The sequence below is a fragment of the Inquilinus ginsengisoli genome (assembly GCF_031453975.1).
Lineage (GTDB): Bacteria > Pseudomonadota > Alphaproteobacteria > DSM-16000 > Inquilinaceae > Inquilinus > Inquilinus ginsengisoli_A.
Genome location: NZ_JAVDPW010000004.1, coordinates 450496 through 474038, shown reverse-complemented (window position 1 = coordinate 474038; position 23543 = coordinate 450496). Strand labels below are relative to the sequence as shown.

Annotated in this window: 20 protein-coding genes; 12 read left to right on the top strand and 8 right to left on the bottom strand. The window is 70.1% G+C overall.

Going from position 1 to position 23543, the window contains the following annotated elements; all coding sequences use genetic code 11:
* Positions 1-3: 3 nt before the first annotated feature.
* The 3 genes from E9232_RS13810 (at position 4) to fdhA (ending at position 2637) form a co-directional block, all read left to right on the top strand.
* Positions 4-1116 carry an FAD-binding oxidoreductase gene (locus E9232_RS13810; RefSeq protein WP_309794727.1) on the top strand — a complete coding sequence of 371 codons (1113 nt, stop codon included), beginning with the start codon at positions 4-6 and terminating at the stop codon, positions 1114-1116.
* Positions 1117-1118: 2 nt separating this feature from the next.
* The gene (locus E9232_RS13805) at positions 1119-1376 is read left to right on the top strand and encodes a hypothetical protein (protein WP_309794726.1); all 258 of its coding nucleotides are present in this window, start codon (positions 1119-1121) and stop codon (positions 1374-1376) included.
* Positions 1377-1446: 70 nt separating this feature from the next.
* The gene (fdhA, locus tag E9232_RS13800) at positions 1447-2637 is read left to right on the top strand and encodes a formaldehyde dehydrogenase, glutathione-independent (protein ID WP_309794725.1); all 1191 of its coding nucleotides are present in this window, start codon (positions 1447-1449) and stop codon (positions 2635-2637) included.
* A gap of 82 nt (positions 2638-2719) precedes the next feature.
* Here the strand turns inward: fdhA and E9232_RS13795 are convergent, their stop codons facing one another.
* Positions 2720-3136 (bottom strand): organic hydroperoxide resistance protein, encoded by a 417-nt coding sequence (locus E9232_RS13795; RefSeq protein ID WP_309794724.1) that lies wholly within the window; start codon positions 3134-3136, stop codon positions 2720-2722.
* A gap of 10 nt (positions 3137-3146) precedes the next feature.
* A complete protein-coding gene (locus tag E9232_RS13790) occupies positions 3147-3692 on the bottom strand; it encodes a helix-turn-helix domain-containing protein (protein WP_309794723.1) in 546 nt (181 codons plus the stop codon).
* A 272-nt stretch (positions 3693-3964) separates the two neighbouring features.
* Here E9232_RS13790 and E9232_RS13785 point away from each other — a divergent pair, with 272 nt between their 5' ends.
* The 3 genes from E9232_RS13785 to E9232_RS13775 all read left to right on the top strand — a co-directional run bounded on the left by E9232_RS13785 (position 3965) and on the right by E9232_RS13775 (position 9469).
* Positions 3965-6748, top strand: a complete 2784-nt coding sequence (locus E9232_RS13785; protein WP_309794722.1) for an ATP-binding protein — start codon at positions 3965-3967, stop codon at positions 6746-6748.
* Between the two features lie 289 nt (positions 6749-7037).
* The gene (locus E9232_RS13780) at positions 7038-8168 is read left to right on the top strand and encodes a ribonucleotide-diphosphate reductase subunit beta (RefSeq protein WP_309794721.1); all 1131 of its coding nucleotides are present in this window, start codon (positions 7038-7040) and stop codon (positions 8166-8168) included.
* A 101-nt stretch (positions 8169-8269) separates the two neighbouring features.
* Entirely contained in the window at positions 8270-9469 is a 1200-nt protein-coding gene (locus E9232_RS13775) for an NAD(P)/FAD-dependent oxidoreductase (protein ID WP_309794720.1), read from the top strand.
* Positions 9470-9473: 4 nt separating this feature from the next.
* Here E9232_RS13775 and E9232_RS13770 read toward each other — a convergent pair whose 3' ends face one another.
* The 3 genes from E9232_RS13770 to E9232_RS13760 form a co-directional block, all read right to left on the bottom strand.
* The gene (locus tag E9232_RS13770; protein ID WP_309794719.1) at positions 9474-10640 is read right to left on the bottom strand and encodes an adenosylhomocysteinase; all 1167 of its coding nucleotides are present in this window, start codon (positions 10638-10640) and stop codon (positions 9474-9476) included.
* Positions 10641-10741: 101 nt separating this feature from the next.
* Positions 10742-11632: a LysR substrate-binding domain-containing protein gene (locus E9232_RS13765; RefSeq protein ID WP_309794718.1), complete on the bottom strand. Its 891-nt coding sequence runs from the start codon at positions 11630-11632 to the stop codon at positions 10742-10744.
* A gap of 17 nt (positions 11633-11649) precedes the next feature.
* Positions 11650-12603 (bottom strand): sugar-binding transcriptional regulator, encoded by a 954-nt coding sequence (locus E9232_RS13760; RefSeq protein WP_309794717.1) that lies wholly within the window; start codon positions 12601-12603, stop codon positions 11650-11652.
* 248 nt (positions 12604-12851) lie between these two features.
* Between E9232_RS13760 and E9232_RS13755 the strand changes: the two genes are divergently transcribed.
* Positions 12852-14114, top strand: coding sequence for a L,D-transpeptidase family protein (locus tag E9232_RS13755; RefSeq protein WP_309794716.1), 1263 nt, complete (start codon positions 12852-12854; stop codon positions 14112-14114).
* 91 nt (positions 14115-14205) lie between these two features.
* Here the strand turns inward: E9232_RS13755 and E9232_RS13750 are convergent, their stop codons facing one another.
* From E9232_RS13750 to E9232_RS13740, 3 genes are all read right to left on the bottom strand, one after another.
* On the bottom strand, positions 14206-14655 hold the full coding sequence (locus tag E9232_RS13750; protein ID WP_309794715.1) for a DoxX family protein: 450 nt from the start codon (positions 14653-14655) through the stop codon (positions 14206-14208).
* Between the two features lie 87 nt (positions 14656-14742).
* Positions 14743-15210: a tetratricopeptide repeat protein gene (locus tag E9232_RS13745; RefSeq protein ID WP_309794714.1), complete on the bottom strand. Its 468-nt coding sequence runs from the start codon at positions 15208-15210 to the stop codon at positions 14743-14745.
* A gap of 54 nt (positions 15211-15264) precedes the next feature.
* Positions 15265-16158 carry an MBL fold metallo-hydrolase gene (locus tag E9232_RS13740; RefSeq protein ID WP_309794713.1) on the bottom strand — a complete coding sequence of 298 codons (894 nt, stop codon included), beginning with the start codon at positions 16156-16158 and terminating at the stop codon, positions 15265-15267.
* Between the two features lie 563 nt (positions 16159-16721).
* Here E9232_RS13740 and E9232_RS13735 point away from each other — a divergent pair.
* The 5 genes from E9232_RS13735 (at position 16722) to E9232_RS13715 (ending at position 23530) form a co-directional block, all read left to right on the top strand.
* Positions 16722-17828: a hypothetical protein gene (locus E9232_RS13735; RefSeq protein WP_309794712.1), complete on the top strand. Its 1107-nt coding sequence runs from the start codon at positions 16722-16724 to the stop codon at positions 17826-17828.
* Between the two features lie 8 nt (positions 17829-17836).
* Positions 17837-18664: an FAD binding domain-containing protein gene (locus E9232_RS13730; RefSeq protein ID WP_309794711.1), complete on the top strand. Its 828-nt coding sequence runs from the start codon at positions 17837-17839 to the stop codon at positions 18662-18664.
* Positions 18661-21360: a molybdopterin-dependent oxidoreductase gene (locus tag E9232_RS13725; protein ID WP_309794710.1), complete on the top strand. Its 2700-nt coding sequence runs from the start codon at positions 18661-18663 to the stop codon at positions 21358-21360. Before E9232_RS13730 ends, E9232_RS13725 begins: the two co-directional genes overlap by 4 nt.
* On the top strand, positions 21357-22307 hold the full coding sequence (locus E9232_RS13720; protein WP_309794709.1) for an antibiotic biosynthesis monooxygenase: 951 nt from the start codon (positions 21357-21359) through the stop codon (positions 22305-22307). The genes E9232_RS13725 and E9232_RS13720 overlap by 4 nt, the downstream gene beginning before the upstream one ends.
* A 176-nt stretch (positions 22308-22483) precedes the next feature.
* Positions 22484-23530 (top strand): sugar phosphate isomerase/epimerase family protein, encoded by a 1047-nt coding sequence (locus E9232_RS13715; protein WP_309794708.1) that lies wholly within the window; start codon positions 22484-22486, stop codon positions 23528-23530.
* Positions 23531-23543: the final 13 nt, after the last annotated feature.

Below are 23543 nucleotides of genomic sequence, written 5' to 3'. Positions count from 1 at the left end.
GTCGTGAACGCAGTGACGGGGGATCTCCCGCTCTACCGCCATCTCGACCAGATGGTGCCGTGGAACGACCGGCTCCAGGTGCTGGAATGCGTCGGCGTGTTCGACGAGGCGCCGGAGGTGAAGACCTTCACCTTCCGCTCCGACAACCAGACCTGGTTCCGCTACCAGCCGGGCCAGTTCGTGACGCTGGAGCTGCCGGTCGGCGACGAGCTGGTGATGCGGACCTACACGCTGTCGTCCAGCCCGTCGCGCCCGTTCTCGATTTCCGTCACGGTCAAGGCGCAGCCGGGCAGCATCGGCACGCGCTGGATGTTCGACCATCTGACGCCGGGCACCCGCATCAAGGCCTATGGGCCGGCCGGCGACTTCACCCATCACAACCACCCCTCCGGCAAGTACCTGTTCATCTCGGCCGGGTCCGGCATCACCCCGATGATGTCGATGCTGCGCTGGCTGAACGACTGCGCGCCGTGGACCGATGTCGCCTTCGTCAACTGCGCGCGCCGGCCCGAGGACATCATCTTCCGCAAGGAGCTGGAGCTGCTGGGCAGCCGCATGCCCGGCCTGTCGCTCGGCTTCCTGATCGAGGAGCGGTCGTCGCGCGAAAGCTGGTTCGGCCATATGGGCCGGATCGACGCGGTGCGCATGCCGCTGCTGGTCCAGGATTTCCGCGACCGCGAGGTGTTCTGCTGCGGGCCGGACCCGTTCATGCGCGCGGTGCGCGAGATGCTGGGCGCCGCCGGCTTCGACATGGCGCATTACCACCAGGAGAGCTTCGGCGCGCCGCCGCCCGAGGCCCCGGCCGCGCCCGTCACCGAGCCCCTGGAGGGCGTGCCGGGTGAGCCGATCGTGGCGCCGACGCCGGTCCGCTTCGCCCTGTCCGATGTGACCGGCGACTGCCTGCCGGGCCAGACCGTGCTGCAGACCGCCCGGGCCTCGGGCGTGCGCATCCCCGCGGCCTGCGAACTCGGCCTGTGCGGCACCTGCCGGGTGAAGAAGCTCTCCGGCACCGTCGAGATGAACCACAATGGCGGCATCCTCGACCACGAGATCGAGGACGGCTTCATCCTCGCCTGCTGCTCCAAGCCGCTCTCGGCCATCGAGATCGAGGCCTGACCATGAGCGGCAGAAGCGTCGCGCCCGTCAGCCGGCCCTGTCCACGGATCGCGGAGGCGGTCTCGGCCCTGCCGCCGCCGGAGCAGGTGTTCCTCGACTGGCTGATGTGGCTTCCGGCCGATGCGGATGTCGAGGCGGCGGCGCGGCGCGAGATCGCCCGGCTGGACCGGCGGATGCCGCTGGCCGCGGAGGCGGAGCACCTTCGCCTGCTGTTCCAGGCCGTCCTCGGCGACGGCCCGCGAGCGAGTTCGACCCTCTAGCCGGACCCAGGGGGACGCGTCTCCCCGGGCCCGGTTCAAATCACGACAGAGTCCTTGGGAGGAGACGAAGATGAGCAAGAACAGAGGCGTGGTGTATCTCGGGCCCGGCAAGGTCGAGGTCCAGGACATCGACGACGCCAGGCTGGCAGCCCCCAGCGGCCGCAAGATCGGCCACGCCGTCATCCTGAAGGTGCTGTCGACCAACATCTGCGGGTCGGACCAGCATATGGTCCGCGGCCGCACCACGGCCCCGGCCGGCCTCGTGCTCGGCCATGAGATCACCGGCGAGGTGATCGAGACCGGCGCCGATGTCGAGATGCTCGAGGTCGGCGATGTCGTCTCGGTGCCGTTCAACGTCGCCTGCGGCCGCTGCCGCACCTGCCGCTCGCAGGACACCGGCGTCTGCCTCACGGTCAACCCGGCCCGCGCCGGCGGCGCCTATGGCTATGTCGACATGGGCGGCTGGATCGGCGGGCAGGCGCGCTACGTCACCGTGCCCTATGCCGATTTCAACCTGCTGAAGTTCCCGGACCGCGACCGGGCCATGAGCAAGATCCGCGACCTGACCATGCTGTCCGACATCCTGCCGACCGGCTTCCACGGCGCGGTCAAGGCGGGCGTCGGCGTCGGGTCGATCGTCTATGTCGCCGGCGCCGGCCCGGTCGGCCTGGCGGCGGCCGCCTCGGCCCGCATCCTCGGCGCCGCCGTGGTCATGGTCGGCGACTTCAACAAGGAACGGCTGGCCCATGCCAGGAAGGTCGGGTTCGAGCCGATCGACCTGTCGGCCAGCGACCGCCTCGGCGACATGATCGCCCAGGTGACCGGCAGCAACGAGGTCGACAGCGCGATCGACGCGGTCGGTTTCGAAGCGCGCGGCCACAGCGGCGGCGAACAGCCGGCCATCGTCCTGAACCAGATGATGGAGATCACCCGCGCCGCCGGGTCGATCGGCATCCCCGGACTGTACGTCACCGAGGATCCGGGCGCGGTCGACGATGCCGCGAAGGTCGGCAGCCTGTCGCTGCGCCTCGGCCTCGGCTGGGCCAAGGCGCAGTCCTTCCACACCGGCCAGACCCCGGTGCTGAAGTACAACCGTCAGCTGATGCAGGCGATCCTGCACGACCGGCTGCCGATCGCGGATATCGTCAACGCCCAGGTGATCTCGCTGGAAGACGCCGCCCGGGGCTACGAGAGCTTCGACCAGGGCGCCGCCAAGAAGTTCGTGCTCGACCCGCACGGGGTGCTGCCGAAGGCGGCGTAAGCCGGAGCGGGCGGGGAGGGCGCGCCTTCCCCGCCCGCGCTCAGCTCTCGGTGCGCGCCGCGGTCGTCGTCATGATCTCTGCCTAGACCAGGTTGATCTCGACGCCGATGTTGCCCCGGGTGGCCTTGGAGTAGGGGCAGGTCTGGTGCGCGGCATCCACCAGCGCCCGGGCGATGTCGGGCTCCAGCCCCGGCAGGCTGACGTTGAGGCGGGCCTGGAGGAGGTAGCCGCCATCCGCGGTGCCCAGGTCGACTTCGGCGTCGACGGCCAGGTCGGCCGGGAGGGCGATCTTCAGCTTGCGGGCGGCCAGCCCCATCGCACCGATGAAGCAGGCGGACCAGCCGGCGGCGAACAGCTGCTCCGGATTGGTGCCGCTGCCCGGGGTGCCGGGCGACGACAGCATGATGTCCAGGCGGCCGTCGGAGCTGCGGGACGCGCCGTCGCGGCCGCCGGTGGTGTGGGTCTTGCCGGTGTACAGCACGGTTTCGATCGGGGTCATGGCGAGATCCTTAGAAGCGATTGACGGAAACGAGGGGGTCGGCCGCCGGGGCGGGGCTGCGGCGCCTGGCCTTGGCATGGGCATCGGTGAGGTTGCGCCGGCGCCAGGCGCTCGGGGGTTCTCCCACCCAGCGCCGGAACAGCCGCGACAGATGCGCCTGGTTGGCCAGGCCGCAGGCCAGTGCGATGTGACTCAGCGGATCCTCCGTGGTCAGCATCAGATGCCGGGCCAGGTCCAGCCTCAGCCGGATGATGTGCATGTGCGGGGTGGTCCCGAAGCTGGCCTTGAAGGCCCGGCAGAAATGGCTGACGCTGAGCGAGATCTGGCCGGCCAGCATCTCGACGGACAGCGGGCGCTCCAGGTGCTTTCTCAGATAGCGGTCGATCTTGTGCTGCTGCCACGGGGCCAGGCCGCCGCGAACGCCTGCTCGTTCGGCCGCCGGCCCGGTGAGGTGCGTGACCAGCCGCAGGGCCGCGGCATGCGCCGCTTCCGGGTTCAAATCCATCGCGCGGCGGACGTCCTCGAGCAGGTCCTCGGCTGGCGATGTGCGGTCCATGATCGATGCTCCCGTCGGCAGGTTGCGGGCGCATCCAAGCAGAGGCCGGGGGGAAACACCTGTTATGGCTTGCGAAGGGTTGTGAGCAGCCACCTGCCGGGGCGGCCGCCGCAAGGTGACGCAGGGCGTAGGGGGCGTGAGAAATACGGGCTAGGATGCGGTCGGGTTGGGGTGGGCACGGAAGCGGGCGAATGACGACAGGGCCGTCGAGGCAGGCCAGAGATGTGATCTCCTTCGGTCCTTTCAGCCTGGTCGTCAGCGAACGGCTGCTGATGAAAGACGGCGTCCCGGTCGAACTGGGTGCACGGACGCTCGACACGCTGATCGCCCTGGTGTCCCGGCCCAACGAGGTCATCGGCAAGCGGGAGCTGATGGCCGAGGTCTGGCCCGACGTCATCGTGGAGGAGGGCAGCCTGCGGTTTCACATCGCCGGCCTGCGCAAGGCGATGGGCGACGGCCGGGACGGGGCGCGATACATCGCCACCCTGGCCGGCCGGGGCTATTGCTTCGTCGCGCCAGTCTCGCGGTCGGCCGACAAGGCCGAGGGGGCGCCGCCCGCCGCCGCCCCGGTCCCAGGCGCCACCTTCCTGCCGGCCCGCCTGGCGCGGATGGTCGGGCGGGAGGAGGGGGTCCGGACGCTGTCGGCCCAACTCGCCGCGTCGCGCTTCGTCACGGTCGTAGGCCCCGGCGGGGTCGGCAAGACCACGGTCGCGGTGGCGGTCGCGCATGAGGTGCTGGAGGGCTTCGCCGGGGCCGCGCTGTTCGTGGATTTCGGGATGCTGAGCGATCCGGCCATGGTGGCCGCCTCCGTGGCCTCGATGCTGGGAATGCCGATCCGGTCCGACGATCCGGCCCCCAGCCTGATCGCCTTTCTGCGCGACCGGCATTTCCTGCTGATCCTCGACAATTGCGAGCATGTCATCGAGGCCGCCGCGACGCTGGCGGAGCGGCTCTTCGCGGCCGCGCCGCAGGTCCATATCCTGGCCACCAGCCGCGAAGCCCTCCGGGTCGAGGGCGAGCAGGTCCACCACCTGGCGCCGCTGGCCTGTCCGCCGGACGATCCGGGGCTGACGGCGGCGGCGGCCCTGGCATTCCCCGCCACCCAATTGTTCGTGGAGCGCGCGACGGCCAGCGGCGCCCGCCTGGACCTCGGCGACGCGGATGTCGCGATCGTCGCCGGCCTCTGCCGGCGGCTCGACGGCATGGCGCTGGCGATCGAACTGGCCGCCGGGCGGGTCGGGGCCTATGGCCTGCAGCAGACCGTGACCCTGCTCGACCAGCGCCTGAGCCTGCTGTGGCCGGGGCAGCGCACCGCGCCGGCGCGCCAGAAGACGCTGCAGGCCACGCTGGACTGGAGCTACGGGCTGTTGTCCGAGCTGGAACGCGTCGTGCTGCGCCGGCTGGCCGTGTTCGTCGGGCACTTCACGATGGAGGCGGCGCTGGCGATCGTGACCAGCCCGACCGTCGACCAGGCCCTCGTGTTCGGCGCCATCGACAGCCTCGTCGCCAAATCGATGGTCGCGACCCGCCCGGTCGGCGCCATGATGCGTTACCGGCTGCTGGAGACGACGCGCGCCTACGCCCTCGACATCCGGGTCGACGACGCCGAGCTCGCCGATCTGGCCCTGCGCCACGCCACCTACTACCGGCGCTGGCTCGATCGGGCCGAGGCGGAATGGCCGACCCTGCCGAACGCGGCGGAGCGGGTGTACCGCCTCAGCGGCCTCGGCAATGTGCGCGCGGCCCTGGAATGGTGCTTCGGCGCCAATGGCGATGTCCGGGCCGGAATCGGGCTTGCCGCCGCCGCCGCGCCGATCTTCCTGGCGATGTCCCTGCTGACCGAATGCCTGCGCTGGTCGCAGCGGGCGATCCTGGCGCTCGATGACGCCACCCGCGCGGGGACGGAGGAGATGCATCTCCAGGCGGCGTTGGGCATGTCGCTGATGTTCACCCGCGGCAGCGCCGAAGAGGCGCGGACGGCGCTGAACCGTGGCCTCGCCATCGCCGAGGATCGCGGCGACGCCTTCGACCAGCTGCACCTGCTGGGCCCGCTGCACATGTTCCATGTGCGCATCGGGGATTTCCGGTCCGCCGTGCGCTACGCCCAGCGCAGCGCCGCTGTCGCCGCCACCACCCAGGATCCCGCCGCCGTGGCGCTGGCCCATTCCCTGCTGGGCATCGCGCTCCATTTGACCGGCGACCTCGACGATGCCCGCGCGGAGCTCGAGGCCGCGGTGCAGCACGGGCCGCGCTCCCACCGCACCAGCCAGATCTATCTCGGCTTCGACCACCACAGCTGGGCCGGCATCGCCCTGGCCCGGACCCTGTGGCTGCAGGGCCACCCGGACCAGGCCGTGGACCGGCTGCGCCGGACCGCCGGCGACGCCCAGCGCATGGTCCATCCGGTCACCCTGTCCGTCGTGCTGAATTGGGCGATCTCCATCTTCTTCTGGACCGGCGATCTCCGCAGCGCTGAGGAGTATATGGGCCGGTTCATCGCCCATGCCGAATCCCAGTCCATGGGACCCTATCTCGCGGTCGGGCGCGGCTACGGGGGCGAGATGGCCATCCGCCGCGGCGACGCGGAAAGCGGAATCGCGCATGTGCGGGGCTGCCTGGAGGAGCTCCACGCGGCGCGCTACGAGCTGCTGACCACGGCCTTCAACCTGTCGCTCGCCCAGGGGCTGGCGGCGACCGGCCGGGTCGCCGAAGGCATCGCGCTGCTCGACGAGACGGCCCGGCTGGTCGAGGCGAATGGCGACCACTCCTACATGCCGGAGCTGCTGCGGGTGAAGGGCGCCCTGCTGCTCGCGATGCCGCAGCCGATGCCCGACGCGGCGGAGGCGTGCTTCCGGCAGTCGCTCGAATTGAGCCGCCGCCAGGCCGCCTTGGCGTGGGAGCTGCGCACCGCGATCGACCTGGCGGCGCTGCTGGCCGCGCAGGGACGGCCCGCGGACGCCCGGGCGCTGCTGCGGCCGGTGTTCGATCGCTTCGGCGAGGGCTGGGACACCGCGGACCTGCAGGCTGCCGCGCGCCTGCTGGCGACCCTGGGCTAGCCCGGCCTGGCCGTGACCCTGTGTCCCTGATCGCGGCCCCCATATCCAGCGCAACGCGCGCCGGAACACACCACCTATAGTAATTCTTGGCTCCGGCTTTGCTTGTGGGCGCCGTCAAATTCCCCTAGTGTCCGGGGTTCAGATTCGAGGGGTGTGGGCGTCGAAAATCCACGGCTCCGAGCGAACCGACTCCATCAAGTTTCGAAGGCTGCGTTGATGCTCACGTCCAGGCCCAGGCCCGCGTCGCCGAGCGTTCTGCAATGCAGCTGAGCACGGGAAGACAGCGCACATGACGATGCTCGACTGGTCCGATTCCACCACCGCTGCGCCGGCACGGTCCGCGCCGGTCGCCGACGCGCCCGTGGGCCTCGCCACCGGCCTCGGCTCGATCGACCGCAGCGGCGGGCGCGTCAGCATCGACGACAAGGCGATGATCAACTGCCGCGCCGATGTGAACCAGCTGCTGCCGATGAAGTACCGCTGGGCGTGGGAGAAGTACCTGTCCGGCTGCAACAACCACTGGATGCCGACCGAGGTCTCGATGCAGGCCGACATCGCGCTGTGGAAGTCGCGCGACGGGCTGACCGAGGATGAGCGCCGGTCGGTGAAGCGCAATTTGGGCTTCTTCGCCGCCTCGGAATCGCTGGTCGCCAACAACATCGTGCTGGCGATCTACCGCCATTTGACCAACCCGGAATGCCGCCAGTACCTGCTGCGCCAGGCCTTCGAGGAGGCGGTGCACACCCACACCTTCCAGTACATCGTCGAAAGCCTCGGCCTGGACGAGGGCGAGCTGTTCAACATGTACCGCGAGGTGCCGTCGATCACCGACAAGGCGGCCTGGGCACTGCAATACACCCAGAACCTGGCGGACCCGGACTTCCACACCGGGACGCCGGCCTCGGACCAGGCGTTCCTGCGCGACCTCGTGGCCTTCTACGTCGTGTTCGAGGGCATGTGGTTCTACACCGGCTTCGCCCAGATCCTGTCGCTCGGCCGGCGCAACAAGATGGTCGGCATCGCCGAGCAGTACCAGTACATCCTGCGCGACGAGTCGATTCACCTGAACTTCGGCATCGACGTCATCAACCAGATCAAGATCGAGAACCCGCACCTCTGGACGCCGGCGTTCCAGGAGGAACTGCGGCGGATGCTGGCCGAGGCCTGCGCGCTCGAGGTCGCCTACGGCCGGGACACCATGCCCCGCGGCTTCCTCGGCCTGAATGCCGGGCTGTGCGAGCAGTACATGCACGTCATCACCAACCGCCGCTGCGCCCAGATCGGCCTGGCCCCGGTGTTCCCCGAGACTGAGAACCCGTTCCCCTGGATGTCCGAGGCGATGGATTTGAAGAAGGAGAAGAACTTCTTCGAGACCCGGGTGATCGAGTACCAGAACGGCGGCGCCCTGACCTGGGAGTAAGAGACCGTCCGGAAACGGGCCGGCGCATTCGGCCGAAGGACGGCGTTGCCTCCCACCCGGATCGGGCCTAGCGTTCAGGCCGGACCAGCGGGGGCGGGGGCATGCAGCGCATCTTGATCCTGGGCGCGGGGTTCGCCGGGCTGTGGGCCGCGGCCGGCGCGGCGCGGGCGCTCGACGCCCTGGGCGTCGGGCCCGACCGGGTCGAGGTGACGCTGGTCAATCGCGATGCCTGGCACGGCATCCGGGTGCGCAACTACGAGGCCGACCTCGACGCGATCCGCGTGCCCCTGGCCACCGTGCTCGACCCGATCGGCGTGCGCCTGGTCGACGGCGAGGTCACGGGCATCGATCTGGCGCAGCGCAGCGTCCGGTGCATGGTCTCTGGGACGGACACGGCGCTGCCCTATGACCGCCTGGTCTTCGCGCTCGGCAGCGGCCTCGCCCGGCCGGCGATCCCGGGGCTCGCCGAACACGGCTTCGACATCGACACCTTCGCCGGTGCCCGCCGCCTGGCCGACCATCTGGCCGGGCTGGACGGCCAGCCGGCATCGCCGGGGCGCGACACCGTCCTGGTCGTCGGCGCCGGCCTGACCGGGATCGAGGCCGCGACCGAGATGGTGGACCGGATCGGACCATCGGGCCGGGTGATCCTGGCCGACCATGCGCCGCAGGTCGGCTCCGACATGGGCGACAGCGCCCGGCCGGTGATCGAGACCGCCCTGGCCGCGCTGGGTGTCGAGACCCGGATGGGCGTGTCGGTCGCGGCGGTCGATGCCGGCGGGGCGACGCTGTCGACCGGCGAGGTGATCCCGGCCGCGACCGTGATCTGGTGCGCCGGCATGCGGGCCAGCCCGTTGACCGCCCAGTTCCCGGTGGAGCGCGACCGGCTGGGCCGGCTGCCGGTCGACCCGACCCTGAAGATCATCGGCCTCGGGGCCGAGTTCGCGGTCGGCGATTCGGCGCGGGCGATGGTCGACGACAGCCGCGCCTCGGTGATGTCCTGCCAGCACAGCCGGCCGATGGGCCGCTTCGGCGGCCACAACGTGGTCGCCGACCTGCTCGGCCAGCCGCTGCTGCCGATGCGGATCGAATGGTACACCACCATCCTCGACCTCGGTTCCTGGGGCGCCGTCTACACCGAGGGCTGGGACCGGCAGGTGGCGGCGCAGGGGGCGGCGGCGAAGCAGACCAAGCAGATCATCAACCGCCAGCGCATCTACCCGCCGCTGACCGGCGACCGTCGCGCCATCCTCGATGCCGCCGCCCCGGTGATCCAGGCGCCGCCGCAGCGGTTCCGCTGAGCCCCTACCGCGCCAGGTCGAGATAGGCCGTCGCCACCGCGGCATCGATGTCGGCCGGCACCGGCACCACGCAGGCTTCGGCGCCGACCCCGCCGCGGGCCACCCGTTCCAGGCAGCGGGCCTGCAGCGCGAAGCCGAGATCCATCGATTCCACCGTGTTGCCCAGCGGCCGCGGCCCGGCCAGGTTGGCCATGTGGCCGCCGCCGAGCAGGTGGATGCGGCGCCCGTCGGCCAGGCGGAACGTCTCGATCCCCTCGGCCTCGTAGCGCTCGATCTCGACGGCACTGGCCCGCAAGCCGGCGGCATCGATCTCGTCGGGGAAATGGCCGCCATTCATCAGGATCGCGCCGTCCTTGAGCAGCGCGAGGTCGGCGGCGGTGACGATGCCGGGATGGCCGGTGACCGTCACCAGGATGTCGGCCGACCGGATGGCCTGGTCGCGCAGCGGGGTGGCGAAGCCGTCGAGATGCGCCTCCAGCGTCGTCACCGGGTCGATGTCGACCACGCTGACGCCGGCGAAGGCGTTGCGGAAGCAGGCGGCGGTGCCCTTGCCGCAGGCGCCGTAGCCGAAGACGGTGACGCGTTTGCCCTGGGTCGAGCGGTTGGTGAAGCGCAGATAGCTCTCGAACAGGCTCTGGCCCACCGCGTGGCGGTTCTCGGCGAACTGCTTGATCGGGCTGTCGTTGATCACCAGGACTGGCATCGCCAGCGCGGCGCGCATCGGCACCAGCCGGGTGCGGCCCGAGGTGGTCTCCTCCGTCCCGCCGCGCAGGCCGGGATAGCGGCGGCCGGCGACCCGGGCGAACAGGTCGCCGCCATTGTCCAGCAGCAGGTCGGGCTGTTCGGCGATGATGGCGTCCAGGCTGGCCGCATGCTCGGCGGGGTCCGTCGTCTGCGTCGCGAAGACGGTGACGCCCTGGGCGCGCAGATGCTCGACCGTTTCGGGCTGGGTGCTGTTCAGGTTGCCGGTGCAGACCAGGCGGGCGCCGCCGAGGCCCAGCGTGGTCAGCAGCGCCACGGTCTTGGGCTCCAGATGGATGCCGGTGCCGATGGTCAGCCCCTCGAACGGCCGGGTGGTCAGGAACTCGGCCGCGGTGGCGCGCAGCAGCCGGCAGCTCCGCCCCACCCAGTCGATGCGGGTCGATGGCGCGGCGGGCGTGGTCTCGGCCATGGCGGTCTCTCCTCGCGGTCGGTCGTCGCGGCTGTGTAGCCCGCGCCCGGTGTGCCGCCCATGGACATAAGCCTGCCCGGAAGGGCAGGAAATCTGCCGTGTCAGCCCTGAGCGCCGGCCGCCAGCAACCAGCCGGCCAGCGCCGCCAGCGGCGGGGACGCCGCATCGGCCGCGCGGCGGCACAGGCTGTAGCCGGCGGGGCGGCGGGTGAAGCCCCAAGGCGCCGCCAGCCCGCCCCGGGCGATGTCGTCCTCCACCGCGGTGCGCGGCGCCACGGCGACGCCGAGGCCGGACCGCGCGGCGCCGATCGCCAGCAGCAGATCCTCGAAGGCCTGCATCCGGGCAAAGCGCACCGGCGGGGTGCCGCTTTCGGTGAACCAGTCGTCCCACAGCGTCGGCGCCGAACGGCTGGTCAGCCCGGTCGCCGCCGCCAGTCCGGCCGGCCCCGCGGCCAGCCCCAGCCGGGACGCCAGCTCCGGCGCCGCCACCGGGCCGAACTCGTCCTCCATGAAGCGCGTCGCCGTGATGTCGGGGGAAGGGCGGTACTCCCCGCCCATGATCACGGCGTCCAGCTCCGGGTGCCGCGACAGCGCCTCGACCACGGTCATCGGCATGATGTCGATCTCGACCTGGGGCAGCGCCGCCTGCAGCGCGGCCAGCCGCGGCATCAGCCACCACACTGCGAAGGCGGAGGGCACGCCGAGCTTCAGCCGGCCGCGGTGCCCGGCGTCGAGCTCGGCCGAGGCCCGGGCCAGGATGGCGAAGGCCTCCGCCACCGCTTCGGCATAGGCGCGGCCCGGCTCGGTCAGCACCAGGCTCCGGCCGTCGCGGCGGAACAGGGCGGTGCCGAAATGCGCCTCCAGCGCCGCGATCTGCTGGCGCACGGCGCCGCGCACCACGCCGAGATCCTCGGCCGCCTTCAGGATGCTGCCGCAGCGGGCGACGGCCTCGAAGGCCCGCAACGCGTTCATCGGGGGCAGCAGGTGCGGCATGGGCGCGTCCCGGGCGGTCAGCCCAGCTTCACCAGGGCCGAGGCCGCGGTCTCGTCGGTGATCAGCCCCTGCAGCATGCCGCGCCGCAGCACGGCATGGATGGTCGGCACCTTGACCGTGCCGCCGGCGATCGCGACGGCCGGGCGCCTGGCCACCGCGTCCAGCGACAGGCCGATCACCCGGTCGCGCAGTGGCGAATCCAGGATCCGGCCCTCGGCGTCGAGGAAGTTGCCCAGCACCTCGCCGATCGCCCCGGCCCGGCGCAGCACCTCGTACTCGTCGCGCGAGATCACCTTGTCCTGCAGCACCGGCGCGGTGCCGTCGAGCTGGCCGATGCCGATCAGGATGGCATCCGCCCGCGCCGCCAGCGCCATGATCTCGCGGAACGGCTTCTGCCCCTCCAGCACCCGGCGGTCTTCGGCGGTCTCGGCGATCAGCGGCGCCGGCATCAGGAAGCGCTGGGCGCTCAGCCGGTCGCCCAGCCGCATCACCACGTCGAACGGGTTGTAGGAGGAATCGCGGGCGATGTTGCCGGTGACCGAGACCACCTGGTGCTGCGGCCGGGGCGACGACGCCATCTCCTCCACCGCGGCGCGCACGCTGCGGCCGTTGCCGACGCCGATCACCAGCGCCGCCTCGGTGTCGACCAGCCGCTCGATCCAGGTCGCGCCGGCGATCGCCAGCGCCGGCAGGTTGGCCTGGCCCGGCGCCATCGGGTCGGCCGGCACCACCTCGCAGAAGCGCAGGCCGTGGCGGCGGGCGATGCGCTCGCCCAACTCCATGCAGGCCGCGATCGGATGGTCGATGCGGACCTTGACCATGCCCTCCTGTACCGCGAAGGCCAGCAGCCGCTGCGCCGCCATGCGCGAGACGTTGAGGCGCCGGGCGATCTCGTCCTGGGTCAGGCCCGAGACATAGGACAGCCATGCCGCCCGTGCCGCCTGATCGCGCTTCCTGTCGGCCTGGTCCATCCCCGGCATCCGCCATGGTCCCACGCCGCTCGAACCGGCGCTTCCCCACAGATGTCCATCAATCCGGTGGTCGAGCGCAACGGTGGCGTGCAGGGATCGCGGATCATGGCCCTCGGACCTGCGGCGATGATGCACAGCCCGGCAGGCGTCCCGGCGGTTGACGTTCCCGTGACGGGAGGGTCGAATCCATGGCAAAGATCGGGAGTCCGCCCTCCTTGAGTCGCGGGCGGAGACGGAAGGGGAAGACCATGATTCGTTGGGCGCTGGTTCTGGCGGTGGCGCTGGCGCCGCATCTGGCTGTGGCCGGCACGCGGCCGACACCGGTTCCGGCCGAGGACCATGTCCATGCGGTGCTGCGCGCCGCGCTGGAACGGGCCGAGGCGGCGGACCGGGCACCGCTGTCGATCCCGCTCGGCGCCACGCTGAAGCCCGCCGCGGTCGACCCCCGGGTGCCGATGCTGCGCGAACGCCTGGACGCCGTCGGCATCACGCTGCCGGCGCCGGCCATGTCCATGCCGGCCGTGCCGGCGACCCCAGCCGCGAGCGTCGTCCAGATCAGCACGTCTCCGGCCGCCATTCCCGCGGCCGAGAGCGCCCAGGCCGGCGAGGCCCAGCCCGGCGCGACCGAGGCGGTGGCGACGTCGGAGGACCTGATCGGCCCGGTGGCACCGGCCACCCTGGTCTATGACGAGGAGCTGACCCAGCGGGTGAAGCTGTTCCAGTCGCGCTGGGGCTTGCGCGACGACGGCGTGGTCGGCCGCCGCACCTTCCGGGCGCTGAACTTCACCCCGGCGGACGAGGCCCAGGCGCTGCGCCAGACCCTGGCCCGCTACGCGCCGCCGCCGGCGCGCGGCAAGTCGATCACGGTGAACGTGCCGACCGCCGAGATCATCGCCTTCGAGAACGGGGTCGAGGTGATGCGCACCCGCGCCGTGGTCGGGTCGCCGCTGACCCAGACGCCGATGATCCAGACCAACATGATCGCGGTGAAGTACAACCCGGACTGGACGGTGCCGCCCGGCCTGACCAAGAAGTACAAGGCCCTGATGGCCGCCGGCAAATATGACGAGATGCGCAAGCACGGCGTGGTGGTGAAGACGCCGGAGGGCCAGACCTTCGACCCGGCGCAGGTGCCGCCGGATGCGGTCGGCACCATGGGCTGGAAGTTCTGGCAGCCGCCGGGCGACGCCAACGCGCTGGGCCTCTTGAAGTTCGAGCTCGACAACGACCAGGCGATCTATCTGCACGACACCAACAACCGCACGCTGTTCGCCACCGACAACCGGGCGGTGTCGAATGGCTGCATCCGGGTCGAGGACTATCTCGGCCTGGCCGCCTGGGTGCTGGGCATCGACACCATCGCGGTCGAGCGCGAGATTGCCCTGGGCACCACCCATTACGCCCGGGTGAACCGCATCCCGGTGCGGATGACCTACTACATGGCCTATCCCGACAAGACCGGCGGCATCCGCTACGGCGAGGACGTCTACAGCATGGCCGAGGGCAGCTAGGCGGGGGCTATCGCCGTCCGGTCTCCTCCGGAACGGACATTTCCGGCAGTCCGATCGGCCCGAACCGACGGAGATGAGTCCGGCCGTCGATCTACCGATCCTCGAGGGTCAGGCGCCCGGCCGGGATCATTCTTCTGCCCCACAGCCGATCCAGGGACCATGCGCCCGCTCCCCTGACCACGATCACCAGCATCCCGCCTGCAATCGCGAGATCCTTCTCGAAGTGCAGAAGCTCGTTCCGTGTCGTGAAATCGGAATGGAACCCGAAAGCGGTGGCGAGGCAGAACAGGCCGAGGGCCAACGCGCCCAGCCGCGCGTGCCATCCCAGGGCCAGCAGCAACCCGGCCCCCAGCTGCAGCACAATGGTCAGCGCCATCGCATAGGCCGGCACCCCGACCTTGCTCATCGCCGCGGCCGCTGCGGCGAACCCGGTCGAAAGCGTGATTGCCTCATGGATGAAGATCAGCGACAGCAATAGCCGGGCGAGCAGCAGCAGGCCGTCCTCGCACCGGGTGCGGATCATCTCGATAGACCGGACCATCGGTTCCTCGCAGCAAATCGTGGGAAGGCGGGGTGGGCAGACAGCCCACCCCGGGGTGGGCGGCGGCGCCGCCCACCCAAGCGGCAGTCAGTCCACTGCCTTGCCGCCGGCGATCGCCTTCTCCAGATCCTCGCGTTCCTCGCAGCCGCTCGGGCACAGCTTCTCGAGGGCGGCGAGCTGTTCGTGTGCCTTGTCCATATGGCCGGTCTCGACATAGAGCTCGCCCAGATATTCGCGGGCGGGCTTGTAGTCGGGCTGAAGGGACAGGGCCTTGTTGTAGTAGGTCAGGGAGGTGTCGAAGTCGCCGGTCTTGCGCAGCGTGTATCCCATCAGATTGTAGATATCCGCTTCCTGCGTATCCTCGGCGAGACCCCGCAGTTCCTCCAGGGCGGCCTTGTAGTTCTTGGCCTCGATCTTGGCGCGGACGGAGGTGAGATCGACGCTGCCGGTCGAGGTGTCGTCGTCGACGGCATAGGCCGCGTTGGAGTAGAGGGCGGGAGCCAGCGACAGGCTGCTGAGCACCGCCAGGGTGATCAGATAAGTCTGCTTGCGCACGGTGGTGTTCCTTGAAAGGTCGAGGATTGGGAAAGGGTCAGGCCCGGAAACGGGTCAGGACTGGATGACGGGCGAGAAGGTGTAGGCGTTGCCGTCCTTGGCGAAGGCGCCGGCCCCGGGGAAGGGGAAGTGCGCCCCGCAGATCGCCATCTTGTCGGAGATGGCGCGGTCGATGATCCGCCGCCGGGTGGTGATCGCCAAGGGGCCGTCCTGGTCGTAGGCGCCCTGCCAGTCCGGGTGCGGGGCGAGCAGCGCCGGCACATACATCGTGTCATTCGAGACCATCAGCTGGTCCTTGCCCGAGGTCACCAGGAAGACCGAATGGCCGGGCGTGTGGCCGTAGGCGTCGAGGATCTGGACCCCGGGCGCGACCTCGGCGCCGGTTTCGACCAGTTTCCAGTTCTTCCAGGTCGGGAACACATCCGCGATGCGCTTGCCGGCCTGGCGCCGGCCCTCCGGCAGCTTCTCGACCCGGCCGGGCTCGGTCCAGAACTTGTACTCGACGCTGTTGGTCACCAGCTCGGCGTCGGGGAACACGGCGTTGTTGGTGCCCTTTTCCATCAGGCCCCAGACATGGTCCGGATGGAAATGCGAGATCAGGATGGTCTTGATCTGGCTGCGGTCGATGCCGGCGGCCTTCATGTTGGCGGGCAGGTGGGTGGCGTTGGCCTGCCACTGCCCGACGCCGGATCCAGCATCGATCATGATGTGGTTGTCGCCGATCTTCAGCACGATCACGGTGAGCGGGATCGGCATGAACTCGGTCGTCAGCCCCGCCTTGGCGAGCGCGGCCTTGGTCTCGTCGACGGAGACGTCCTTGATGAAGCTCGGGTCGTGCGGCTTGCGCCAGATCCCGTCATAGACCGCCGTCACCTCGATCGAGCCGACCTTGTATTTGTAGAAGCCCACGGTCGGCTCCAGCGGGGTCTCCGCGCGGGCTTCGCCCACGAATGCCAGCGGCTTCGTCAATCCCCAGGCGGCCGCAAGGCCTGCGCTTGCCAGGACACCCCGGCGAGTCATGTTGAACATCTGTCTTCTCCGGTGAGCGGGTGGCGCTCAGTGATCCGTGTCGCCGCGCTCAAGCGATGGCGTGGCTGTCAACGAGATCAGTGGCCATGCCGCTTTATTCCCGCGTCCGGGAAAAAGACGATCGGCACCGGCCGGGCCAGGCTGCTTCAGGGTCGCGCTGTTCGGTCGTGGCACCGCATTCGCCCTTGCGTTCAACGATCCGGTGTCCCGTCCGGTTCATTGCGACGCGGTCCGGTCTCCGAGGAGAATTCTGCGACGCGGAACCGCAGAACCTCTGGATCTGGGGAAGACGCGCCGCCCAGGCGGTCCAAATGGGTCAGAATGCAAACCGTACCTAGCAATGCGGGTGCGACACGTGCAAATTCTTGGTACTGATCAGTCATTATTTCGCCTTGGATCCCACCAGGGTCTCGTTAGACCAGCCGAACGCTTTGCCGGATATCCTCCGGGTATTTCATACGATATTATTCAGGGGGCATTCCGTGTCCGTTGCCAAGATTACGTGTCGCTGCGCCGGCGTGATCGTCGCCCTCCTCTGGGCATCGGCACCCATCCATGGGCGCGCCGACGAATTGCCGTCCTTCATGGGGCCGATCGCAGGCGTCCAGGCGACCACTCCGGCGGAGACCGCCGAACGGAACGTGCTGGCGCTGAACACCGCCATGTTCGAGCTGTACGGCGATGCCGCCCGCGTCTTCCAGGCCAACATCCTGGCCAAGCACCCGGTCATCCTGGCGATGTTCTCGGGCGGGGGCGGCCGGCTGATCCTCTACCGGCCGGGCATGGCTCCGTTGAACGCGCCCCCGGTGCCGCTGGTATACCAGTTGATGAAGTCCACCGGGCACAGCACGATGGCGCTGACGCAGATCGTCGCGCCCTATGTCGACAATCCCGGCAACACCTCCTGGCTCGGGCCGATGCGCGCCTTCCGCAGCCGCATGCAGTCCGCGCTCGACACGCTGGACGCCACGGACATGCCGCAGGCCTGGCGCGAGACGGTGCGGACGATCCTGGCCAACAATATCGGCTTCATGGATGACTGCATCGCGAAGGGGACCGTGACGATGGCCGCGCTCCAGGCCTTCGCCCACACCCAGGCGCCGGAGTTGAAGAAGGTCGTCGCCTGGGCAGCCCAGACCCAGGTGGCGCATTGGATGGATGTGCTCGCCGACTGGAAGGCGACACTGGGCGCCGACTGGGACAAGACCTACGCCGCCAGCAACACGATCTACGTGGCCCGGCAGAACAACGTCCTGTTCAGCGTGCTGGCGCAGTTCTTCGGGGCGCAGGCGATCAACGACCGGCTGCTGCTGATCGAGACCGTCTCCTTCACCTCGACGCCGGAGGACATGCTGGAATCGGTGACGCGCATCATCGCCGACCGTTCGGTGGGCAGCCTGTTCTTCGGCAACTACCACCTGATGGACTACGAGCTGATGGGCGGCGACGCGCGTCAGGCGATCATCGCCGAGACCGGCCGGCGCGGCATGCAGGCCGTGCTGCCCCCCGTCGTGCCCTTCGGGTCGAACCAATGGCCCATGCTGGTCACCGCCGGCCCGGGCGCCGCCTCCCTCGCCGACCTGCCCTGAGGCGCGCCATGGACATCGGGACCATCACCACCGTGCGCCGCCCGCATTCCGCCGAGGACATCGCGAATTGGCGGCCTTCCTACGCCTGGCTCGCCGGCGGCACCTGGCTGTTCTCCGAGCCCCAGCCGGACACCGACACGCTGATCGACCTGCATGGGCTCGGCTGGCCGGAGCTGGAGGCCGGGCCGGACGGGCTGACGATCGGCGCCACCTGCCGCATCGCCACGCTCTACCGCTTCGCGGCGCCGGAGGCCTGGGCCGCGGCGCCCTTGTTCCGGGCCTGCTGCGAAGCGTTCCTGGCCGGGTTCAAGATCTGGAACGTCTCGACCGTCGGCGGCAATCTCTGCATGTCGCTTCCGGCCGGGCCGATGATCTCCCTGACCGCGGCGCTGGACGGCATCTGCACGCTGTGGCCGCGCGGCGGCGCCCCGCGACAGGTGGCGGTCACCGACTTCGTCACCGGCAACCACGCCAATATCCTGGGGCCCGGCGAGCTCCTGCGGAGCATCCACCTGTCGGCGGCGGCGCTGTCGCGGCGGGCGGCGATGCGCGCCGTGTCGCTCACCAAGCTGGGCCGTTCCGCGGCGCTGGTCATCGGCACCAGCGGCGACGGCGGCGACCTGCATCTCTGCATCACCGCCGCGACCGACCGCCCGGTCCATCTGCGCTTCGCCGCAATGCCCGACGCCGTAGCCCTGCAGGCGGCCCTGGACGCACAGGTTCCCGAGGCGCGCTGGTTCGCGGACGTGCACGGCTCGGCGCCCTACAAGCGGCATGTCGTGCGGCACCTCGCCGAGGAGGTTCGGCGCGAACTCGTCGACGGGGGCCGGCCATGAGCTGCATCGTCGACGGCCGGCCGATCGATGCCACGCCGCTGCCGGGCCAGTGCCTGCGCACCTTCCTGCGGGACCAGGGCTCCTTCGGCGTCAAGAAGGGGTGCGACGCCGGGGATTGCGGCGCCTGCACGGTGTGGCTGGACGGCGAGCCGGTGCATTCCTGCCTGATGCCCGCCTTCCGCGCCGACGGCCGGCAGGTCACCACCATCCAGGGCCTCGGCGACGGGGATGCCCTGCACCCGATGCAGCAGGCCTTCATCCAGTCCGCCGGATTCCAGTGCGGCTTCTGCACGGCGGGGATGATCATGACCGCCGCCGCGCTGGACGAGACGCAGCGCGGCGACCTGCCCCGCGCCCTGAAGAACAACCTGTGCCGCTGCACCGGCTACCGGGCCATCGCCGATGCGATCCACGGCATCGGCGCGGCGCAGGAGGACGTCGCCGGCGAGGCCTGCGGCGCCAGCCTGCGCAACCCGTTCGGCCGGGACATCGTGACCGGCCGCGCCGCCTACACCATGGACGTGGCGATGGCCGGCCTGCTGCACATCAAGGTGCTGCGCTCGCCCCATGCCCACGCGCGCATCCGCGGCATCGACCGCAGCGCCGCGGCGGCGATGCCGGGGGTGGTCGCGATCTTCACCTGGGAGGACGTGCCGCGCCGGCTCTACAGCACGGCGACGCATGAGGACCACCTGGTCGACCCCGACGACACCTATATGCTGGACGACGTCGTGCGCTTCGTCGGGCAGCGCGTGGCGGCGGTGGTGGCAGAGACCGAGGCGGCAGCGGCCGCGGCCTGCCGCGCGCTGGTGGTGCAGTACGAACCATTGACCGCCGTGTTCGACCCGGAAGTCGCGATGCAACCCGGCGCACCGGTGCTGCACGACCGGGGCGTGACCGGCGGCAGCAACGTCTACGCGCGGATCCGGGGCGAGGTGGGCAGCGTCGCCGCCGGCTTCGCGGAGGCCGAGGTGGTGCACGAGGCGACCTATTCCACCTCACGCGTGCAGCACGCGCATCTCGAGACCCACGGCTCGATCGCCTGGCGGGACGCCGAAGGGCGGATCCATGTGCGCACCAGCTCGCAGGCGCCGTTCATCGTGCGGCAGAAGCTGAGCCACGTCTTCGCGCTGCCGGTCCAGGACCTGCACGTGTTCACCGGACGGGTGGGCGGCGGCTTCGGCGGCAAGCAGGAGATGATCACCGAGGATCTCTGCGTGCTCGCCGCGCTGAGGACCGGGCGGCCGGTGAAATGGGAATACACGCGTGAGGAGCAGTTCACGGCGGCGACCACGCGGCACCAGATGACCACGCGGGTGAAGCTGGGCGCACGACGCGACGGCACGCTGACCGCGATCGACCTGCGGGTCGTCTCCAACACTGGCGCCTATGGCGGCCATGCCAGCGAGACGCTGGCGGCGTCCCTCGGCACGCCGATCTCGGCCTATCGCAGCCCCAACAAGAAGGCGGACGGCGCCGCGGTCTACACCAACATCGTGCCGGGCGGCGGGTTCCGCGGCTACGGCGCCTCGCAGACCACCTTCGCCGTCGAGGCCGCGATCGACGACCTGGCGCGGACCCTCGGCATCGATCCGTTCGCGATCCGCCGCCGCAACATGATCCGCCCGACCGACTGGATCGAATCCATCTGGTCGGAAGCCTCCGACGTGGCGTTCGGCAGCTACGGCCTCGACCAGTGCCTGGACCTGGTGGAGCACGCGCTGGCCAGCGGGCGCGGGGCGCCCAGGCCGGAAGGCCCCTTCTGGGCCGAGGGCACGGGCGTCGCGATGGCGATGCTGGAATGCGGGCCGCCGACGGAGCACCGGTCGGGGGCGGAAATGCGGCTGACGGCGGATGGCGGCTACCACCTGGCCGTCGGCTCCACCGAGATGGGCAACGGCTCGGTCACCGCCCACCGGCAGATCGCAGCCGAACTGCTGCAATGCCGCGCCGGGCAGATCGACATCGACATCGCCGACACCGACCGCACGCCGTACGACACCGGCACCTTCGCCAGCACCGGCACGGTGGTCGCCGGCCAGGCCGTGGCCCTCGCTGCGGCGGCGCTGCGCGATTCGATCCTCGACTACGCCGGCCGGCACGCCGGGGCGGACCGCGCCGCCTGCCGGCTGGAGGCGGAGGCCGTGGTGTGCGGCAACCACCGCATCCCGCTCGCCGCGCTGCACGCGGCGGGCACCGCCGACGGTCACCGCTTCGTCGCCCGGCGCAAGGCGTACCTCACGCCGCGCAGCGTCGCCTTCAACGTCCACGGCATCCGATTGGCGGTCCACCGCGCGACCGGCGAGGTGCGCATCCTGCACAGCGTGCATGCGGCCGACATCGGGCGGCTGATCAACCCCATGCAGTGCCGCGGCCAGATCGACGGCGCCATCGGCATGGCGATCGGCTGGGCGCTGTGCGAGCACATGGTGCATGACGATGCGGGGCGGGTGGTCAACCCCAGCCTGCGCAACTACCGCATCCCATCCTTCGCCGACATTCCGGCGAGCGAGGTGATGTTCGCCGACACCTATGACCGGATCGGCCCGCTCGGCGCGAAGTCCCAGGGCGAATGCGCGATCAACCCGGTGGCGCCGGCCATCGCCAACGCGCTCGCCGACGCCACCGGCGTGCGCTTCGCGCACCTGCCGCTGACGCCCGACCGGATCTACGACCAGCTCGGCGGCGCAGAATGACGGCCATGATCGAGGACCCGGTCACCGTCATCGTCCAGACCCGCACCCGGCCGGGGCAGGAGGACGCCTTCGGGCGATGGCAGGCCCGCATCAGCGCCGCGGTCGCCGAGCAGCCGGGCTTCCTCGAGCAGTCGGTGATGCCGCCCAACCCGCCGGCCCAGCCGGATTGGGTGATCCTGCAGCGCTTCGGCACGCAGTCGGGCGCAGTGGCCTGGCTGCGTTCGGAGCGCCGCCAGGCCCTGGTGGCCGAGGCCCAGGGCCTGCTGGCCGGGCTGGACGACGTGCACCTGGTGCGCGACGGCGTCCGCGGGGCGCTGCCCGCCCCGGCCTCCGCCGTGATCGCCACCCGGGTGAGGCCGGGGCAGGAGGCGGCGTTCCGGCGCTGGGAGCAGCGCATCGCCGCCGCACAGGCCCGCGCGCCCGGCTTCCAGGGCTATCGGTTCGAGCCGCCGGTGCCAGGCGTGCAGGACGACTGGCTGGCCGTCCTGCGCTTCGACAGCGAGGGCTCGCTGCAGGCCTGGCTGGAGTCGCCGGAACGGCATGCGCTGCTCAACCAGTCCACGGCCTTCACCGAAACGTTCCACACCCGCATCGTGCGGACCGGCTTCGACTCCTGGTTCGCGGGAAACGGCACCCGTCAGGCGCCGTCGGCGTGGAAGCAGAACATGGTGGTGATCGCGCTGCTCTACCCGGTCGTCTTCCTGTTCGGCGCCATGGTGCAGACACCGATCCTGATGCAGTACGAGGGGCTGCCCTTCTGGTTCGCGCTGTTCATCGGCAACGTCGTCAGCGTCCTGCTGCTGGCACGGCTGGTGCCTTGGATCGGGCGGCTGCTCGCCTGGTGGCTGACCCCCGGCGAGCGGACGGGCTGGCGCCGCGACGCGGTGGGTGCGGGCCTCATGGTCGGGATCTATGCCATCTGCCTGCTGGCATTTTCGCAGTTCTAGAATCCCCGACATGGTGCATGCGCCGTCTGATGTGGTGAGTATGGTCCCTGCGTCGGCCCCGTTGGCTGCGAGCTCGTCGATGGCGCGGCCGAAGCGGCCTGGAGAGGTTTGAGACGCTGACCGGGCAAACCGGCAGTCAAAGAATGCCTGCACGACTTCAGATCTGGGAGGATCCGATGGCCAACAATTTTCCGAAACTGCACAATGCCGCCTGGCCGGGAATCGTCGGCAAGGGCGGCGAGTCCGAGCCCATCATTCCGCTCGATACGCTCCTGCGCCTGACCGCCGACGCCGAGGTCGACGGCGTCAGGTTCGACGGAATCGACCTCTTCATCACCGACCCGCATGTGTCGATCGACAGCGATCAGGATGCGGTCAAGCGGATGGCCGACCATATCGCCGGCTATGGGCTGAAAGTGGGCTCCTTCGTCGCGCCGATCTGGGGTGGCGCCGGCGGCGGATCGGCCATGGGTTCGGCCGACGACCGCAAGCGCTTCGTCGAGCAGGTCCGGAAAGCCTGCGCCATCGGCCGGCAGATGCGCGAGCTCGGCATCCGCCCCACCGGCGGAATCCGGATCGACTCCTCCGTGGGCGTCGAGGCCTGGGACCGGGATCCGGAAGGCAATACCCGGTTGATCGCCCGGACCTTCTCGGAAGCGGCCGACATCGCCGAAGATCATGGCGAATTCCTCGTCGCCGAGGGCGAGATCTGCTGGGGCGGCATGCATTCCTGGCGGGAAATGGTGAAGCTGCTCGAGCTCGTCGATCGCCCGGGCGTGGTCGGCTTCCAGGCCGACATGGCGCATTCGATGCTCTACACGCTGGGCTATAACGCCGAGCAGGATCGCATCCTGCCCAAGGATTTCGACTGGTCCGATCAGGCGACGCTCGACGCCGCCTACCGGACGGTCGCCGATGCGCTCCGGCCCTGGACGATGGATTTCCACGTCGCGCAGAATGACGGCACCGTGTTCGGCTCGGGCGACCATGAGAAGACCGGCCGCCACTGCCAGGTCACGGACCCGAACGGCAAGCTCGATATCACCAGGCATGCCGGGTATTGGCTGCGCGACGGCGACGGGACCCTGACCAGGCGGATGCGCCATATCTGCTGGGACGGCTGCATGTTCCCGAATGCGGTGATGGAGGACCAGAAGACCTGGAATGCCGTGCTCGGCGCCATGATCAAGGTCCGCGACGCCCATGGCTGGCGCGAAGACTGAAAGCGGGGAAACG

Bases quoted from the DNA above. Each gene is read 5' to 3' on its own strand.
- E9232_RS13715 (WP_309794708.1), top strand. From the start codon at position 22,484: ATGGCCAACAATTTTCCGAAACTGCACAATGCCGCCTGGCCGGGAATC.
- E9232_RS13775 (WP_309794720.1), top strand. From the start codon at position 8,270: ATGCAGCGCATCTTGATCCTGGGCGCGGGGTTCGCCGGGCTGTGGGCC.
- E9232_RS13770 (WP_309794719.1), bottom strand. From the start codon at position 10,640: ATGGCCGAGACCACGCCCGCCGCGCCATCGACCCGCATCGACTGGGTG.
- E9232_RS13720 (WP_309794709.1), top strand. From the start codon at position 21,357: ATGACGGCCATGATCGAGGACCCGGTCACCGTCATCGTCCAGACCCGC.
- E9232_RS13785 (WP_309794722.1), top strand. From the start codon at position 3,965: ATGAAAGACGGCGTCCCGGTCGAACTGGGTGCACGGACGCTCGACACG.
- E9232_RS13760 (WP_309794717.1), bottom strand. From the start codon at position 12,603: ATGGACCAGGCCGACAGGAAGCGCGATCAGGCGGCACGGGCGGCATGG.
- fdhA (WP_309794725.1), top strand. From the start codon at position 1,447: ATGAGCAAGAACAGAGGCGTGGTGTATCTCGGGCCCGGCAAGGTCGAG.
- E9232_RS13780 (WP_309794721.1), top strand. From the start codon at position 7,038: ATGACGATGCTCGACTGGTCCGATTCCACCACCGCTGCGCCGGCACGG.
- E9232_RS13755 (WP_309794716.1), top strand. From the start codon at position 12,852: ATGATTCGTTGGGCGCTGGTTCTGGCGGTGGCGCTGGCGCCGCATCTG.
- E9232_RS13730 (WP_309794711.1), top strand. From the start codon at position 17,837: ATGGACATCGGGACCATCACCACCGTGCGCCGCCCGCATTCCGCCGAG.
- E9232_RS13795 (WP_309794724.1), bottom strand. From the start codon at position 3,136: ATGACCCCGATCGAAACCGTGCTGTACACCGGCAAGACCCACACCACC.
- E9232_RS13790 (WP_309794723.1), bottom strand. From the start codon at position 3,692: ATGGACCGCACATCGCCAGCCGAGGACCTGCTCGAGGACGTCCGCCGC.
- E9232_RS13765 (WP_309794718.1), bottom strand. From the start codon at position 11,632: ATGCCGCACCTGCTGCCCCCGATGAACGCGTTGCGGGCCTTCGAGGCC.
- E9232_RS13750 (WP_309794715.1), bottom strand. From the start codon at position 14,655: ATGGTCCGGTCTATCGAGATGATCCGCACCCGGTGCGAGGACGGCCTG.
- E9232_RS13805 (WP_309794726.1), top strand. From the start codon at position 1,119: ATGAGCGGCAGAAGCGTCGCGCCCGTCAGCCGGCCCTGTCCACGGATC.
- E9232_RS13725 (WP_309794710.1), top strand. From the start codon at position 18,661: ATGAGCTGCATCGTCGACGGCCGGCCGATCGATGCCACGCCGCTGCCG.